General features: G+C 69.6%; 12 protein-coding genes and 1 pseudogene. 7 read left to right on the top strand and 6 right to left on the bottom strand.

Going from position 1 to position 16,549, the window contains the following annotated elements; genetic code table 11:
- Positions 1-39 precede the first annotated feature (39 nt).
- Positions 40-1,575, top strand: a complete 1,536-nt coding sequence (locus D7W79_RS23995; protein WP_244221931.1) for a vWA domain-containing protein — start codon at positions 40-42, stop codon at positions 1,573-1,575.
- A 101-nt stretch (positions 1,576-1,676) separates the two neighbouring features.
- Here the strand turns inward: D7W79_RS23995 and D7W79_RS43795 are convergent, their stop codons facing one another.
- Entirely contained in the window at positions 1,677-2,279 is a 603-nt protein-coding gene (locus D7W79_RS43795) for a hypothetical protein (RefSeq protein WP_158617033.1), read from the bottom strand.
- A gap of 122 nt (positions 2,280-2,401) precedes the next feature.
- On the opposite strand from D7W79_RS43795, the gene D7W79_RS24005 reads away from it, so the two are divergent.
- Positions 2,402-3,094, top strand: a complete 693-nt coding sequence (locus D7W79_RS24005; protein WP_120527723.1) for an expansin EXLX1 family cellulose-binding protein — start codon at positions 2,402-2,404, stop codon at positions 3,092-3,094.
- 30 nt (positions 3,095-3,124) lie between these two features.
- On the opposite strand, the gene D7W79_RS24010 is transcribed toward D7W79_RS24005, so the two are convergent.
- The 4 genes from D7W79_RS24010 to D7W79_RS24025 form a co-directional block, all read right to left on the bottom strand.
- On the bottom strand, positions 3,125-3,718 hold the full coding sequence (locus D7W79_RS24010; protein ID WP_120527724.1) for a hypothetical protein: 594 nt from the start codon (positions 3,716-3,718) through the stop codon (positions 3,125-3,127).
- Positions 3,719-3,801: 83 nt separating this feature from the next.
- The gene (locus D7W79_RS24015; RefSeq protein ID WP_120527725.1) at positions 3,802-9,345 is read right to left on the bottom strand and encodes a DNA repair ATPase; all 5,544 of its coding nucleotides are present in this window, start codon (positions 9,343-9,345) and stop codon (positions 3,802-3,804) included.
- Positions 9,346-9,384: 39 nt separating this feature from the next.
- The gene (locus tag D7W79_RS24020) at positions 9,385-11,547 is read right to left on the bottom strand and encodes a flotillin family protein (protein ID WP_120527726.1); all 2,163 of its coding nucleotides are present in this window, start codon (positions 11,545-11,547) and stop codon (positions 9,385-9,387) included.
- 117 nt (positions 11,548-11,664) lie between these two features.
- A complete protein-coding gene (locus tag D7W79_RS24025; protein WP_120527727.1) occupies positions 11,665-12,477 on the bottom strand; it encodes a hypothetical protein in 813 nt (270 codons plus the stop codon).
- A 222-nt stretch (positions 12,478-12,699) separates the two neighbouring features.
- On the opposite strand from D7W79_RS24025, the gene D7W79_RS24030 reads away from it, so the two are divergent.
- From D7W79_RS24030 to D7W79_RS24050, 5 genes are all read left to right on the top strand, one after another.
- Positions 12,700-13,758, top strand: a complete 1,059-nt coding sequence (locus tag D7W79_RS24030) for a DNA topoisomerase IB (RefSeq protein ID WP_120527728.1) — start codon at positions 12,700-12,702, stop codon at positions 13,756-13,758.
- Between the two features lie 53 nt (positions 13,759-13,811).
- Positions 13,812-14,114 carry a hypothetical protein gene (locus D7W79_RS24035; RefSeq protein ID WP_120527729.1) on the top strand — a complete coding sequence of 101 codons (303 nt, stop codon included), beginning with the start codon at positions 13,812-13,814 and terminating at the stop codon, positions 14,112-14,114.
- Between the two features lie 85 nt (positions 14,115-14,199).
- The gene (locus D7W79_RS24040) at positions 14,200-14,931 is read left to right on the top strand and encodes a 2OG-Fe(II) oxygenase (RefSeq protein WP_120527733.1); all 732 of its coding nucleotides are present in this window, start codon (positions 14,200-14,202) and stop codon (positions 14,929-14,931) included.
- Positions 14,932-15,044: 113 nt separating this feature from the next.
- Positions 15,045-15,242 carry a hypothetical protein gene (locus D7W79_RS24045; RefSeq protein ID WP_120527730.1) on the top strand — a complete coding sequence of 66 codons (198 nt, stop codon included), beginning with the start codon at positions 15,045-15,047 and terminating at the stop codon, positions 15,240-15,242.
- Between the two features lie 39 nt (positions 15,243-15,281).
- The gene (locus tag D7W79_RS24050) at positions 15,282-16,346 is read left to right on the top strand and encodes a patatin-like phospholipase family protein (RefSeq protein WP_120527731.1); all 1,065 of its coding nucleotides are present in this window, start codon (positions 15,282-15,284) and stop codon (positions 16,344-16,346) included.
- A 13-nt stretch (positions 16,347-16,359) separates the two neighbouring features.
- On the opposite strand, the pseudogene D7W79_RS24055 reads toward D7W79_RS24050, so the two are convergent.
- Positions 16,360-16,549, bottom strand: a pseudogene (locus D7W79_RS24055) (alpha/beta hydrolase); the annotation flags it as partial.

Genomic DNA, 16,549 nt, shown 5'->3' on the forward strand with positions numbered 1-16,549 from the left:
GCCTACGCCCCCGCCCCTGCCGCGCCCCCTGCCGCGCGCATGGCGCCGGAGCCGGAGATGCGCCGCGCGGCGCCCGGGAAGCAGTCCGTCGCCGCCACGGGCGCGGCCTCGGGCGCCCTCGCCCTGGGCGGAGCCGCCGCCCCGATGCCGGTCCAGCAGCCGAAGGAGAAGTCCAAGCTGGAGCTGGGCGACGACAAGGGCGTCGCCGAGGGCGGCAACACCTTCGAGGCCTACAAGGCCAACGCCTTCACGGAGACGGCGAAGGACAACCTGTCCACCTTCGCGGCGGACGTGGACACGGCCTCCTACTCCATGGCGCGGCGCTACCTGCAGCAGGGCCAGCTGCCCCCCACCCAGGCGGTGCGCGTGGAGGAGTTCGTCAACTACTTCAAGTACCGCTACACGCCGCCGGAGGACGGCGCCTTCACGGTGCACCTGGAGGGCGCGCCGTCGCCCTTCAACGCGCGCCGCCAGTTCGTGCGCGTGGGCGTGCAGGGCAAGGTCGTCTCCCGCTCGCAGCGCAAGCCCGCGCACCTGGTGTTCCTGGTGGACACCAGCGGCTCCATGGCGTCGTCGGACAAGCTGCCGCTGGCGATTGAATCCATCAAGGTCGCGGTGAAGAACCTCAACGAGAACGACACCGTGGCGCTCGTCACCTACGCGGGCTCCACGCGGGACGTGCTGCCCCCCACGCCCGCCACGGACGTGAAGAAGATCCACGCGGCGCTGGACACGCTGGTCGCGGGCGGCGGCACGGCCATGGGCTCCGGCATGGAGACGGCCTACAAGCACGCGGTGAAGAAGGCCGCGGCCGGCGTGGTGTCCCGCGTGGTGGTGCTCACCGACGGTGACGCCAACATCGGCCCCAACCTGAGCCCCAAGGCCATGCTGGCCAGCGTGCAGAAGTACGTGTCCGAGGGCGTCACCCTCACCACGGTGGGCTTCGGCATGGGCAACTACCACGACTCGCTGATGGAGCAGCTGGCGGACAAGGGCAACGGCAACAGCTTCTACGTGGACAGCATGAAGGAGGCGCGCAAGGTCTTCGAGACGCAGCTCACCGGCACGCTGGAGGTCATCGCGAAGGACGTGAAGTTCCAGGTGGAGTTCAACCCGAAGGCCGTCAGCCGCTACCGCCTGATGGGCTACGAGAACCGCGACATCGCGGACAAGGACTTCCGCGACGACAAGGTGGACGCGGGCGAGATTGGCGCGGGCCACACCGTGACGGCGCTCTACGAGGTGGAGCTCACCGGCGAGGAGAAGGAGCTGGCCACGGTGCGCATCCGCGCCAAGGCGCCCAACGGCACGGAGGCCAAGGAGCAGGCCTTCCCGCTCACCCGCGCCAACCTGAAGCCGTCCATGGAGGCCGCCTCCACCGACTTCCGCTTCGCCGTCGCCGTCGCCGCCACCGCGGACATCCTCCGCGCCGCGCCCGCCGCGGAGGGCTGGAGCCTGGCCACCACGCAGAAGCTGGCGGAGGGCGCCGTGGCCGGTGACTCCGACCGCACCGAGTTCGTCCGCCTCATCGGGCAGGCCCGCGCGCTGACCACCGCGTCCGCCCGCGGCAACTGAAGCAGCACCTGGCACGAAGCACCGGGGAGACGCGCAGCAAGGGGGGCTCTGCCCGCCACCGGGATGCACCGGTGGCGGGCAGGGCTTTTTTCAGGGGTACGTCAGACGGTGGTGATGACGGGGGGCGTGGTGGTGGTGAAGAAGTCGGTGAACTTCGCCACCCAGTAGGTCCCCGACTTGCCGCTGATCTTGCACGCCTTGGTGCCGGAGGCGCTCAGGTCGGTGCCGTTGGCGGCGATGTTGGCGCCGCCCGTGAGGATGCTGCCCGTCATGTAGTCGCAGTAGATGTCCGCGTTGCGCGTGGTGGAGAGCGTCGTGGGGTCCACGGCGCGCACGGCCATGATGGTGGCGGCCGAACCGCTCCAGCCGTTCTTCATCGTGAAGCCCACCGCGAGCCCCAGGCTGGAGCCGGAGAGGGACACGGTGCCCGGCGCCGCCAGCGGAACGGTCTGGACGACCACGGACGCGCCCGTCGTCAGGGTGCAGCTGGCGCCGCCCGTGCGGGTGATGACGACGTTGTACTGCGGCGGCGAGGTGGTGATCTGCACCGTGGTCGCCTCGTAGTCACAGCCCTGCGAGGACGCCGTCGTCAGACGCGCGCCCTGCTGCGCCAGCTCCACGCCGTCCTCCTGCTCCGGACCGCCACAGGCGGAGAGCACGAGGGCAGAACCCAGACACACCACGGACGTCAGCTTGTTCATCATGGAAATTCCTTTCAGATTTGGGGGAGGGAGAACGCCCTGACGCTAACAAGCCTGTCTGAAGGAACCAAGACGGGGAGTCCTGTCTGTCCTTGACGCGAAGCGCCGCGTGTATAGTGCGCGGTATGAACCGACCCGCTTCGTGGAAGTCCTCGCTGGTTTTGACCCTGGCCGCGCTTGCCTGTGGGGCATGCGGGGACTCCGCCTCCGGGGGTGGCGTGTCCCTGGGCGCGGAGCAGAAAGGGATTGCGACCTATTACGACGCCAACGGGGGCGGCAACTGCGGCTTCGACCCGGGCGGCGACCTGATGGTGGCCGCGATGAACCAGGCGCAGTACGACAACAGCGCTGTCTGCGGCGAGTGCGTGGACATCGTCGGCCCCAAGGGCACCGTGCGCGTGCGCATCGTGGACCAGTGCCCTGATTGCGATAAGGGCCACCTGGACCTGTCCGTCCAGGCCTTCGACAAGGTGGCGGAGCGCAAGGACGGCCGGGTGGACATCACCTGGACGCCGGTGTCCTGCGACGTGGCCGGCCCGGTGGAATACCACTTCAAGGACGGCAGCAACCCGTGGTGGACGGCCATCCAGGTGCGCAACCACCGGTTGCCCATCAAGAAGCTGGAGTGGCGGCGCGACGGCGACTGGAAGGCCTTCCAGCGCGAGAGCTACAACTACTTCATCTTCGAGGGCATCGGCGAAGGCCGCTTCCAGCTGCGCGTCACCGCCAGCGACGGCCAGCAGCTGGTGGACTCCGTGGAGAAGGTGCTGGACGACGACTCCGTGGACGGGGCGGAGCAGTTCGCGCCCCAGAAGTAGGCACGCTCCGCCGCCCCGTCCGTCAGCGGGCTAGAACGTCATGATGGACGGGGACGTGGTGCTGGTGAAGAAGTCCGGGTAGCTGGCCAGGTACGTGTTGCCCGTGCCCGTCTGCCCGTAGATGGTGCCGTTCTTCGTCCCGTACACGGTGAGCGTCGTCCCGTCGGAAGCGATGGACAGGCTGCCCGAGTAGATGGAGCCCCGGCCCAGGTAGACGGACAGCCCCGCGGACCGGACGATGTCCAGCGTGTCCGGCGCCACGTGCTTGATGCCCAGGGACTGGGGCGCGCTGCCGCTGACGCTGCTCTTGTACGTGTAGCTCACGGCCACGCCCAGGTCGTTGCCCACCAGCGACAGCGTGGGCGCGGTGCCCGTGGAGGTCCCCACCACGACGCTGCCCGCGCCGTACGCGCAGGTGGCGTCCGCCGCACGCGTGACGGTGACGTTGTAGACGGGGGGGAGCGTGCCCGGCTGAGCCGCGTATGACGCGGTGAAGGTGCAGCCCTGCGACGTCGCCAGGGCCGACTCCTGCGTGGCCAGGTCGCCCTCGCCTTCCACTCCACCACCGCACGCCGTGAGGCCGGCGACCGCGCAAAGCGAGACAAGGGACTTGAGGTTCAGCATGGCATTGGACTCCAGGTTGGGGTGTGTGCTGCGCCGCCCCTATAAAGCCCAATGCCAGACACGGAAACCGCTTTTCGCAATCCCTATCGCCGCAGCATGCCGCGCAGCAGCTCCAGGGCCTCGGTGACGCCCTGCCAGACCTGGAGCGCCTTGATGCCCTCGCCTTCGCCCTGCACGTTGCGGCGGGCGGCGCGCTCCAGCGGCAGCAGCGCGCCCTCCACCAGTTCAATCTGCCGGCTCAGCTCCGCCGGGGACGGGCCGTTCGCGGCGCGCTGGAGCGACTCCGCGGGGGAAGGCAGGGACACGGACACCGGCCGGTCCGCCAGGGCCGTGATGGCCTTGGAGAGCTGCGCCATGTACGGGCCAAAGTCCGGTGCTGGCGCCTGGGGCATGGGCGCGTTGACCAGCGTGGGCGCTTCCGCCTGGGCGGCCACGCGCTCCGTGAGGGCCTTGAGCAGCTGCGCCAGGTGCTTGAGGTACGGAGCCAGGTCCGTGGCCGGAGCCTGCTGCACGGGAGCCGCCTGGGGCGCGGCCGGGAGGGTCACCTGCACCGGGGCGGGCGGCTTCGCGGCGGCTTCGCGGCTGACGCGGGCCACCTCCAGCACGGCTTCGCGCAGGGCCTCCAGGTGCGGGGCCACGGGCGTGTCGTCGTTGGCGGCGTTCGCCTGCGCGGCAGCCTGCACCACCGCGTCGCGCACGGAGCCCAGCTGCTCTTCAATGGCACCCAGCTGTCCGGTGACGCGCGCCACGGGGTCGTCCTCCTTGCCCCCCATGCGCTTCACGCGGGCGAAGCCCTGCTTGATCTCCTCCCAGCGCTTCGCCTTCTCCGGCGTCAGGCGCCCGCGCATCTCCTGGAGCTTGAGCAGGTTCTGCTCCGCGGCGGTGGTGAGCGTCTGGGATTCGCCCTGGTAGTGGTCGTCGATGCGGCGCTCCAGCTCATCGTCCGTCATCGCGGAGACGACCTTCTCCGCCAGCTTGCCCATGTTGCGGTAGCTGCCCTGCAACTTGAACGGCGGCTCCGTCCGGAAGCGCTCGTCCTGCGCGGCGGACGCGATGTACTGGAGGTTCACCTTGAGCAGCACCTGCTGCACGCGGAACAGCCGCTGGAAGACGGCGATGATCTCCTGGAGCTCCGCCGCCGCGTAGCCGTGCTTCAGCTCGCCGGAAGGCACGTCCTCGCCCTTGGCCATCCGGATGAGGCGGTGCACGTCCTGCGGGTCGCGCGTGGCCAGCGGCGCCAGCACCGGGTTGGAAGTGAGCGCGTTCTCCAGGTAGCTGAGCGCGAACAGCTCCTCCTTGCCGTCCAGGATGTCACCCAGGTTGTACGTGTCCGCGCGGTTGGCGAGCATGTCCGGGATGCGGAAGCGCTCGCCCGTCTCCGTGTACGGGTTGCCCGCCATCACCACGCAGAACTTCTTGCCGCGCAGGTCATACGTGCGCGTCTGGCCATTCCAGACACCCTCCACGCGGCGCTGGCCGTCGCACAGGGAGATGAACTTCTGGAGCAGCTCCGGGTCCGTGTGCTGGATGTCGTCGAGGTAGAGCATCACGTTGTTGCCCATCTCGAAGGACAGGTTGATGCGCTCCACCTCCTGGCGCGCGGTGGCGTTGGGCGCCTCCGCGGGGTCCAGCGACTTCACGGCGTGGCCCAGCGCCGGTCCGTTCACCTTCACGAAGGTGAGGCCCAGGCGGCTGGCCACGTACTCCATCAGCGTCGTCTTGCCGTAGCCCGGCGGCGACATGAGCAGCAGCATGCCCATGCGGTCCGTGCGCTTGCCCTCGCCCGCCGCGCCCAGCTGCTTGGCCAGGTTCGCGCCGATGAGCGGCAGGTACACCTCGTCGATGAGCCGGTTGCGCACGAAGCTCGTGAGCACCTTGGGCGTCAGCTCCTCCAGCCGCAGCTTGCGCCGCTCGCGGTCCAGCAGGTCCCTCAGGTACGCGCGGTACGCCACGTACGCGGGCACGCGCACCTGACGGAACTCGCCCAGCCGCGCCAGGAACTCGTCCAGGCGCAGGGACAGCTTCCGCTCCTGGATACGCGGGTGGCTGCCCAGGAGGCCCGTGGCCTCCGTGGCGGTGATGGCGCCCGCCGTCTCGCGGTCCAGCTTGCGGTCCGTGACGAGCACCACCGCCGTCTCCAGCGCGACGTGGGCCGCCTCACCGGGGCCGCCCTCGCGCTTCGCGAGGAACGCGTCCACCCAGGCGCGGGCGATGCGCAGGCGCTCCGGCAGGTTCTTCTCCAGGCCGCGCAGGTCGTCGTCGAACGCGGTGCGCGACCCGTGCCGGTCCAGGTGCGCGAGGAAGGCGTCCTTCAACGCCAGGGCCTCGCGGCTGGTGGTGAAGCGCGGGCGGTCCACTGCCAGCTCCTCCACGAGGTAGCGGCCCGCCTGCCGGCCCTCCGCGGGCGAAGCCTTGAGGCCATGCCCCTGGAGGAACGCGAGCACGCGCTCCCCCAGCTCGTCCCCCAGCGCCACCAGGTCCGCGCCGGTGTCGAACGCCTGCCGCAGCCGCGCCAGGCTCCGCGCGCGCCGGTGGAACACGCCCCGGAGCGTGTCGTCCCCGTCGAACGCCCAGTAGAGCGCGGCCCAGGCGCGAGGCACCGGGGCGAAGCGCAGCAGGCCCGCGCCCTGGTGCAGCGCGAGCAGCTTCTCCAGGATGGCCGCCGCGTCCGCGTCGTGCACGCCGCGCTCGTAGCCCTCGTCGAAGCGGTCCGCCGCGTACGCGCGCACGCGCTCCAGCAGCTGCCCCTGCGCGCCGGCCTCGTACAGCGCCGCGGGCGTGAGGCCGCCCTTCCCCTCCTCCGCGTCCATCAGCAGCCCGGCGGCCAGGTACTCCGCGCGGTAGACGTCGCGCGTCTCGGAGACCAGGTGCTGGTCCCAGAGCTCGCGGTACTTCAACAGCTCCGGGTCCTCCAGCTTCTGCGTGTAGTCGGAGCCGGTGAGCTGGAGGTACAGCGCGCCGTCGCGCGGCACCAGCGTCAGCTCCAGCGGCTGGGTGTTGACGTGGAAGCGGTAGGGCCCCAGCTTGATGAGCCCCTCGCCGCCCTCGAACAGGTCCTGCTTGTCGCGCAGCGCGCGCAGGGCGTCCTGCTTCGCGGACTTCACGCGCGACAGGACTTCATCCGCGCGCACGCTGTCCTGGAGCGCGAGCAGCTGTTCCGCCAGCTGCCGCAGCTTGAGGATCATCGCGTCGGACGCGAAGTAGGCGTTGAGTTCGTCGTCCGCCTTGAACGACTTCGCCCGGCGCTGCACGCCCTGGAGGATGCGCTCCGCCGCGCCGAAGAGACTCGAGGCCCGGCGCTGCCGCTCGTCCACCAGCGCCTGCTTGCGCGCGCCGAAGGCCTCCAGCAGCTCCTCGCGCTTCTGGGTGATCTGCCCCAGGAACTCGTCGAACTCGCCGAAGCGGCCCTCCAGCTCCTCCAGCAGCACGGTGAGCTTGGAGAGCGCCTCGTCGCACTTCTCCGGCGAGTCCGCCTGCGACAGCGCGTTCTCGATGCTCTGGCCCAGCAGCTTGAACTGCGCGCCGAACTCCGCGCGCTTCTCCTTGCCGGACAGCTCCTTGCGCTTCGCCTGGAGCCCCGCGCGCACGCGGTTCAGGCGGCTGAACAGCTCGGAGATGCCTTCGAGGATGCGGGCCCGTGCCAGCGGGTCGCCCACCTGGAGCCCGCCCACCACCTCGCCCAGCACCTCCAGGCCCTGGCCGGTGCGCTCCACATCCTCGGCCAGCGGGGCCAGCTCCGCGGTCGTCGTCAGGGGCTCCAGGCGCTGCATCAGCCCGTCCAGCCGCGTGGCCAGGGGCTGGAGCGCTTCACCCTTCTGGAGGAAGTCCACGCACGCGGTGCTCACCGCGTCGGACGCGGCCACCACCGCCTGCTCCAGGGCGTCCACGCGCCCCAGGTCCATGTAGCGGACGTCCTTCAACGTGATCAGGTGCCCGCGGTGCCGGCGCAGGTCCGCCAGCGCGCGCATGAAGCCCTCGGCGTCGGTGAGCCCCTCCGGCTGCGCGTTGAGCAGCAGCGTCTCCTGCGCCTGCGTGGCCTGCGCGAGCGACTCCTCCGCGCGCTTGCGCATCGCGAGGACCTTCTCGAACTCGTCGATGATGAGCTCGGAGGTGCGGCGCAGTTGCTCGATGGGCTCCTGGAGCCCCACTTCCGCGTGGGACAGCCAGTAGTACGCGTCCAGCGCGCGCGTGGCCGCGGAGACCAGGTCCTCGTAGGTGCGGCGCGTGGGCTTGTCCGTCTTCGCCACGCGCGGCAGCGTCAGGGCGTCGCTGATGCCGCGCACCAGCTCCGCGTTGCCCACCTTGCCCAGGTAGCCCGGCGCGGGGGGTAGCTTCGCCGCGTGCTCGTCGGAGACGAACGGCGTCTGCCACACCTGCATGGGGTGCACGCGGGTGGGCTCCTGTGACGTGGCGCGGAACACCACCAGCCCGCCGTCCGCGAAGAGGCTCATGCCGTTGGACTGCAGCGGCGTCTGCACCTCCTTGCGCACCAGGTTGTACGGGAAGAGCACGTAGCTGCCCTCGTCCCGGCGGTGGAAGACGTAGAGCACGTCCTCCCCGTTGGGCGAGCGCACCGCCTGGTGGAACTCCATCCCCTCCGCCGCGCCGTCGAAGACCTTGTAGTCGCCCGTCTGGAGGTAGTAGCCGCCCGGGAAGACGATGCCCTGGTCCTCCGGCAGCCGCACGCAGGACTGACCGATGGCGTCGATGCGCACCACGTGCTGGGTGCGCGAGTTGAAGACGAGGTAGCGGTACGCCTTCTCCCGGAACGGCAGGATGCGCAGCAGGATGAGGCCGCCCACCTGCGTCCAGGAGAACTCCGCGTCGTCCAGCGACTGGTCCGGGTCGTCCACCGGCTCGCTGTAGATGCCCCGGCCGGTGGCGGTGTTGTTCTCCACCTTGACGGTGAGGTCGCCCTTCACCGTCTCCACGAAGACCTGATCCAACACGTTGACGTGCGGGTGCTGGCCCAGCACGTACTGCTCGCGCGTGGCCACCGTCCACTCGAAGTCGTGCGACGGCGGGTAGACGTGGTCGCGCTCACCCTGGTTGTCCACGTAGGTGGCGCGGCCCTCCACGTCCACGTTGAAGCGGAAGACCTTGAGGTCGCGCGCGGACTGGCCCGTCTGGAACACCGCGAGCAGGCGCGAGTCCCGCCGCCGCAACTGCAGCAGCTTCGCGTCCTTGTAGTACTTGTACAGCTCGCTGAAGTCCTTCACGAACCGCGGGTCCGCGAGGAAGCCGCCGGCCTCCGTGGGAGGCACGGCGGACAAGTCGAAGCCCTCGGCCGTCTTCTCGAAGCGGTGCAGCGAGAAGACGTCCGAGACGACCGTCTCCTTCTTCAGGCCGATGAAGACGTTGTAGCCGAAGAGGAGGTACTTCCCGACGCTGACGATGTCGCGGGGGACGCAGTTGTTCTCCGTGCGCACCCGCTCGTTGCCGATGACGGTGAGTTCCGTGCCGCCGAACAGCGCCTTGCGCCGGGCGTTGAGGTCGTTCGCCTGGGTCGCCAGCGCGTCCGCCTGGGAGTGGAGGCGCGCACGGATGACCTCGTAGCTGCCGCCCTCCAGCGTCGCCTCGCCCCCGGGCACCTGGGTACCCGGGGTCTTGGAGCTGTCAGTTGCCATGGATGTTCACCGGAAAGGGATTGCGATTGGCGGGAGGCTTCAGCCCTGCTGCTTCTGCGCGAGGGCCGCGGCTTCCGTCTGCACCAGCGCCTTGATGCCGGCGGCGGTGGCCTCCGTCGGGTTCACCGACATGCGGTTGAGCAGCGCCGCGACGGCCAGGTTCTGCGCGTCGTTGCTGAGGCCCGGCTTGGAGAGGATCTCCTTCAGGTCCGCCGGCAGGTCCTTCTGACCGTTGAGGTAGCCGCCGAGCGCCTTCTTCAGCGCCTCGCCGTGGTCCAGCGCGCCGTCCACCGAGCTGCCGAAGGACACGGCCTTGATGAAGTTCTCGAAGAACTTGCCGTCGCCGCCGACAATCTGGAACTTCGCGTTGCTGAACGCCTGGCCAAGCACGGTGGCCTGGGCCTGCGCGATGTCCTTGCGCACGTTGATGGCGGCCAGCTCCACGTCGCGCTCCTTCTGGAGGCGCAGGCGGTACTCCTCGTGCTCGCGGCCCACGCCGTCCAGGGCCTTCATCGCGGTGGCCTTCTCCGACAGGCCCCGCGCCTCGGCCATCAGCTTCTCCTGGATGGCGTTGGCCTCGGCGAGCAGCTTCTCGCGCGTGGCGAACGCCTCCGCCTCGCCGCGCTTGTGGATGGCGCTGGCTTCCGCCTCCTGCACGCGGGCATTCGCCAGGCCCTTCTGCTCGGAGCCCGCCGCCTCGGCGAGCAGCTTCTCGCGCACCGCGGAGGCCTGCGCATGGCCCTGCTTCTCGATGACGGAGGCCTCTGCCTCCTTCACGCGAACCTGGGCCATGCCCAGCTTCTCCGTGGCGACCGCGTCCGCCTCACGCACGCGCACGCTGGCCAGGCCCGCCGCGGCGGACTCGGCCTGGATGCCCTCGGCCAGCCGCATCTTCGCCTTGGCCTGCTTGTCCGCGGCCTCCAGGTCGGCCTCCGCCAGGGTCAGCTTCTCCTTGGCGAGGAACACGGCGATCTTCGCGCTCGCGTCCGCGGCCTGGATGTCCTTCACGGACGACTCTTCCGCGTGCGCCTGGGCGGTGATGATGATCGCCTCCTTGGTGCGCTTCGCGTCCGCCGTCACGCGCAGGTCCTTGATGTTCTCCTCTTCCTGGGCGACGGTCTTCTCCACCGCGATGCGGGCGCGGACGACGTCGGCGATGGCCTTCTTCTCCGTCTCCAGCGCCTTCTCCTTCGCGATGCGCTGCAGCTCCGTCTCACGCTCGCGGTTGATGGCCTCCAGGGCGCGGTCCTTCTCCACGCGCTCGGTCTCCACGCCCACCACACGCTCGCGGTTCTTCTGGGCCACCTGCACCTGGCGCTGCTTGTTCTCCTCGTTGATGGCGATCTCTTCCTCCGCCTTGATGCGCGCCAGCTGCGCCTTGGCGAACTCCTCGCTCTTCACGCGGTCGGCCTCGGCCGTCTCACGCGCCTGGATGCTGTCGATCTCGCGGCGCTGCTTGGCGGCCGCCTCCTCGCGCTGACGCTCGAGGGCGAAGATGGCCTCGTCGGCTTCGACGTTGCGCTTGGTCACCGCCATGCGCTCGGACTGGCGCAGCTCGTTGGTGAAGACGTTCTGCTCGGTGGTGAGCTGGGTGATCTTCCGGATGCCCTGGGCGTCCAGGATGTTGTCCTTGTCCAGCATCTCCACCGGGGTCTGCTCGAGGAAGTCGATGGCGCAGTCCTCCAGCATGTAGCCGTTGAGGTCGCGGCCAATGGTCTCCACGACCTTGTCCTTGATCTCGTCGCGCTTGGTGTAGAGCTGCTCGAAGTTGAAGGACTTGCCCACGGTCTTGAGGGCCTCGGAGAACTTGGCCTCGAAGAGGTTCTCCAGCGTCTCCTGATCAGACGCGCGCGCGCAGCCGATGGACTGGGCCACCTTGAGCACGTCCTCACGCGTCTTGTTCACGCGCACGAAGAAGGTGACCTTGATGTCCGCGCGGATGTTGTCCTGGCAGATGAGGCCTTCCTTGCCGCGGCGGTCGATTTCAACCGTCTTCAGCGAGATGTCCATCACCTCCGCGCGGTGGACGATGGGCAGCACCACGGCGCCGGTGAAGGTGACCGTGGGCTCGACCTTCATGGTGTTGACGATGAGCACCTTGCCCTGATCCACCTGGCGGTAGAACTTGGCCACGCTGACGAAGATGCCGAAGAGGATGATGATGCCGCCGCCGATGATTGCCGCGATGCTGATGGGATCCATGGCCTATCCTGAGAAGTCCGTTGGGCGGGCCTTGTTCCAAGCACTCGGGGTCCCCCGCGAAAGCCACCCGGTGCCGATTGTCGCGCCCTTCCGGAGGAGCCCGGAGGACGCCAATGTTCATCGCTGGGCGCGGGCTCGCGCGATGGCCGCTGCCTTCAGCGGATCACGCAGCTGCTCCATTTCCTGCGGGAGGAGCCAGTCCACCGGCTCCACCTCGTACACGCCCCGCTCCGCGTCGTAGCCGAGGATGAGAGCCGGCTGGCCGCGCTTGAGCTGGTTGGGCTTGTCACAGAAGACGTTGAGGATGAGGCCCGCGGCCCCATCGTCGAAGGTGGCGTGACCGTCCTTCGCCGTCACGCTGCCGCTGGAGATGGTGCACACGCGGCCCATCAGGGCTTCACGGCCCGGCGCGCGCCTGGCGATGAAGATGGGGCGCAGGGGCCGCACCGCGAACCCGCCCACCACCAGGCCCACCGTCGCGCAGACGAGGCCCAGGCCCGTGCTCACGAGCCACGAGGGCAGCATGGAGAGCGCTCCGTGCGTGGCCTGTCCGCTGAGCAGCGACAGCGACCACGAGAGGAACACCACCAGGCTCACCGACACCGTGACGGGGATGCCGCCGAAGCCCAGCATCGCGAACAGGCCCGTGGCGGCCTCCGCGTCATGCAGGTGCGAGTGCCCCGCGTGGCCGACGTCATGGCCCCCGACGGCCTTCGCGCCGCCCTCCAGCAGCCCCGACGTCGCCTTGGCTCCGCCCTCGAACGCCCCGCTCACCGCCTTGGCGCCGCCCTCCAGGTCCACGTCGCCGTCCAGCAGGTCGATGCCCGCTGCGCCGACGATCACGCACAGCCAGTACGCCAGCACCACGCCGAGGAGGATGGTGAAGATCGCGGTCGGGAATGCCAGCAAGGCGGCGAGGAAGGTCGTCATGCCCCGGGAATAAACTGAGAGGTGGGAGTCGCAACGAACTCTAAGCGACTGCACCCTTATCCGAAAATGCTACCCGGGGCTTTTCCGGTTGCCTGCTGTCCGTGCCGCCAGGGGGGCTACCGGATTGCCGCCCCGGCGTGGACTGCGCACTACAGGGAGGCGATGCCCTCCCATGCCGCCGCCTCAGAATCCGAGCCCTCCCGGCACGCGAGCCGCCGAGGGATGACCCAGTTGGAGCGGCTGCGGCAGGAGGGCCACCGGCGGCTGGGGACGATGAAGCGCGGCTTCCGCTACGTGGACGCGAGGGGCCGGCCGGTGTCGCACGCGGAGCGGGAACGCATCGACGCGTTGCGGCTGCCGCCCGCATGGACGGACGTGGCCATCTCGGCCAAGGCCTCCGCGCGCCTCCAGGCGGTGGGCCGGGACGGCGCGGGCCGCTGGCAGTACCGCTACAGCGAGGCGCACACGCAGAAGCAGCGGGATGCGAAGTACCAGCGCATCGTGGGCTTCGCGCAGGCGCTGCCGAAGATGCGCCGCCAGGTGAGCAAGGACCTGCGCAAGCGGGGCCTGGGCCGGGAGCGGGTGCTCGCGGGGATGCTGCGCATCCTGGGCACCTGCTTCATCCGGCCGGGCAGCGAGCGCTACGCGGAGGAGCACGGCAGCTTCGGGCTGGCCACGCTGCGGGCCCGGCACGTGAAGGTGCACGGCGACACGGTGGTGTTCGACTACCCGGGCAAGTCCGGCGTGCGGCAGCACCGCGAGCTCAAGGACCGGCGCGTGGCGACGCTCGTGCGGCAGTTGTTGAAGGTGCCCGGGCGGGACGTCTTCAAGTTCGTGCTCGACGACGGCGCGGTGGTGGACGTGCGGCGCCGGCACATCAACGAATACATCCAGCAGGTGATGGGCCCGGGCTTCAGCGCCAAGGACTTCCGCACCTGGGCCGGCACGCTCATCTGCGCATGCGCGCTGGCGAGGGCCCGCGAGCGCGTGAAGGAGGACGGCGACGGCGGCCCGGTGAAGAAGACCGTGCTCAAGAAGAGCATGGTGGCCGCGGTGAGAGAGGCCTCCGAGCAGCTGGGCAACACGCCCGCCGTCGCGAAGGCGTCGTACATCTACCCGTCCGTGCTCGTCCTCTTCGAGCGGGGCCAGGTGGTGGACCGCTACTTCCACTCCGTGGCCGAGCTGGCGGCGGGCGCTGGCGAGGGCATGCACTGCTCGGAGAAGGCGCTGCTCCACATGCTGGGCAAGGTGAAGGGCGGCGTGAAGCAGGCGTCCGTGTAAGAGTCACGCGGAGGAGGCGTTCCCTGGCACCTTTCCTCGGCCCCAGTCGCGCGATGGTCCTTCAATGGCTGAGCGCTCCCGGCGCGGAGCAGCGACTGCCCCTGCACCTGGGGAACGGCAGTCCCACCGCCGTCATCTCCGTGAAGGAGGGACAGTGGCGGTTGGAGCCGCTGGTCCTCGACGCGGCCGAGAACGACCGCCGGTATCAGGCCGCCATGCGGGACACGGGCATGTGGATGCCCGAGATGGGGTGGCCCAGTCTGAAGCCAGGGGACCCGGTCATCACCGCGGACTCGCGCGAGGCCTTCGTCGCGAAGTTGGAAGCGCTGACGTGGACGTACGGCCGGCTCAAGTAGCGCCGCGCCTGCTCCCATGCCTGGAGGCCGCCCTCGTCGGGGTTGACGCCCTGGAGCGTGCCCCGGTGCTATGAACGTCCGGCCCGTGCCCGAGTACGTCACCCACCGCGACGCCCTGCCCCGCTCCGAGCTGGAGTCCCTCGCGGATGCCCTGCTCGGCTCCCGCTTCGTCGCGCGCAGCCCGCTGATGGGGACGTTCCGCGCGAGCCGGGGCTTCGCGTTCATCTTCACGCGAGAGGGCCGCACGACGCTGGAGGCCCGCTTCCCGTTCCTGTCCGTCTACCTGCGCCGCATCCTCGACGAGGACACCGCACGCGGGCTCCTGCCGTGGACGCAGCGCTGGTTCGGCGGCCGTGACACCCGTCCGCGTCCCAATGCGTTCTACCTGAACCTGCTGCTGCTGGACGCGGGCACGCCGGTGGGGCGCCACATCGACGCGACGTTGCAGGAGCCGAGCGGCGTCCCGGACGCGACACCTGAACACGTGAGCGTCCTGTACCTGCGCGTTCCGCAAGGCGCGCAAGGAGGTGCGCTGCGGCTGCTGCGGAACAACCAACTCCAGGGCGCGGTGCGGCCCAAGCCGGGCCTGCTGGTCCACTTCCGGGGGAACCTCCAGCACGAGGTCCAGCCCTTCACCGGCGGCCCGGAAGGCGCCCTGCGCGCGAGCCTCGTCTGCGAGCAGTACGCCTTCGCGGAGAACGTGCTCGCCCGCCTCCCCGTATTCCGCATCCAGTCCAAGGCGGGCTTCTCCGCCTACCTGGAGGCCCAGCGCGAGCGCGACGGCGCGGCCCCTTCCGTGGGAACGCTGGAGGAGTGAGCGCCTGAAGGAGCCCTGCTCCTGGAGCGTGCGGCCGCCCGGGCAGACCATCGCTTGCGCCCACCGGCCACCGTCGCAACCCTTGTGGTTCACCTTCACGAGGGAGCACGACCATGGCCGGCAAGAAGTTGGAGGGTTACGGCTCGACCAGTGAGCAGCGTCAGCGCCACCTCGAGAACGACGCCTTTTCCGAACGGGCGCCGCAGACACCTGAGGAATTGGAGGAGGCGCGCAGTGATCCGGAGCACGACGGACACCAGGTGGTGACCATCCATCCGTTGGATTCGGAGCCGCAGGACGACAACCGCTGAGCCTCCACCCGCGCCGGGCTGCTAGGGTCCGCGCCCGCGATGAGCCAGAGCCTGACCTTGCTTGCGGGCCCCGACGCCCTGCGCATCCTCCGGGAGCGCGGACTGCGTGCGGAGGACGTGGACATCCTTCCGGGCGCTTCGGGAGGACCGAAGTGGCTGGGGTTGGAGGGAATCGACCGCGTCCTGTTCGGCGAGTTCCTCCAGCAGCCGCGCACCCGGCCGCTGCACCTCATTGGCAGCTCCATCGGGAGCTGGCGGCTGGCGTGCCTGGCGCAGAAGGATCCGGTGGCCGCGCTCAAGCGCTTCGCGGACGCGTACCTGGAGCAGCGCTATCCGCTCAAGCCTCCGCCATCGCTGGTCAGCGAGGTGAGCGCCACGGTCCTCGAATCGCTCCTGGGCCCGGACGGCGCGGAGCAGATCATCACGCACCCGTGGGCACGGCTGCACGTGGTGACGACCCGGTGCAAGGGCCTGCTGGCGTCCGAGCAGTCCAGCGTGCAGCTCGCGGGCTTCGTGCTGGGCGCGCTGGCGAACGCGGTGAGCCGCCGGACGCTCGGGCTCCACATGGAGCGCGTCGTGTTCCACACGGCTGGGGACGCGAGCCCCTTCGCCGGGCTCAAGGACCTGCCATCGGTCCACCGTCCCCTCACCCGCGACAACCTGCGGCCGGCGCTCATCGCGTCGGGTTCCATTCCACTGGTGCTCGCGGGCGTCCATGACATCCCGGGTGCGCCTCCCGGCACGTACCGGGATGGCGGCGTCGTCGACTACCATCTGGACGTCGACTACGGCACGGGCGACGGGCTGGTGCTCTATCCGCACTTCTACCCGTACGTCGTGCCCGGCTGGTTCGACAAGTCCCTCAAGTGGCGTCGCGCGGGGCCGCTCAACTTCCGCCGCGCGCTGATCATCACGCCGTCGCCCGCGCACCTGGCGCGGCTGCCCGGTGGACGCATCCCGGACCGTTCGGACTTCACGGGCATGAAGGACGAGGACCGCATCCGCGCGTGGAAGCAGGTGCTGACCGAAGGCGACCGCATGGCCGACGAGCTGCGTGAGTTGCTCGCGTCCGGCCGCATCGCGGATCACGTCCAGGCGCTGTAGCGAGCGGGACCGCTCAGGAAGCGAGCCACGTTCGAAGCGTGGCGTAGACCTCTGGGTGGTCGAGCAGGTCCAGGTGGTTCGCGCCCAGGATGATGCGCTGGTTCGCTTCCGGGAACCGCAGCGTCAGCTCCGGCAGGGCATGGCGCCCCAGCGCACTGTCCACCGGGACCAGCCCGTCACCGGGCTGTCTCTTATAAACATCT

This window comes from Corallococcus exercitus, assembly GCF_003611585.1.
GTDB classification, from domain to species: domain Bacteria; phylum Myxococcota; class Myxococcia; order Myxococcales; family Myxococcaceae; genus Corallococcus; species Corallococcus exercitus.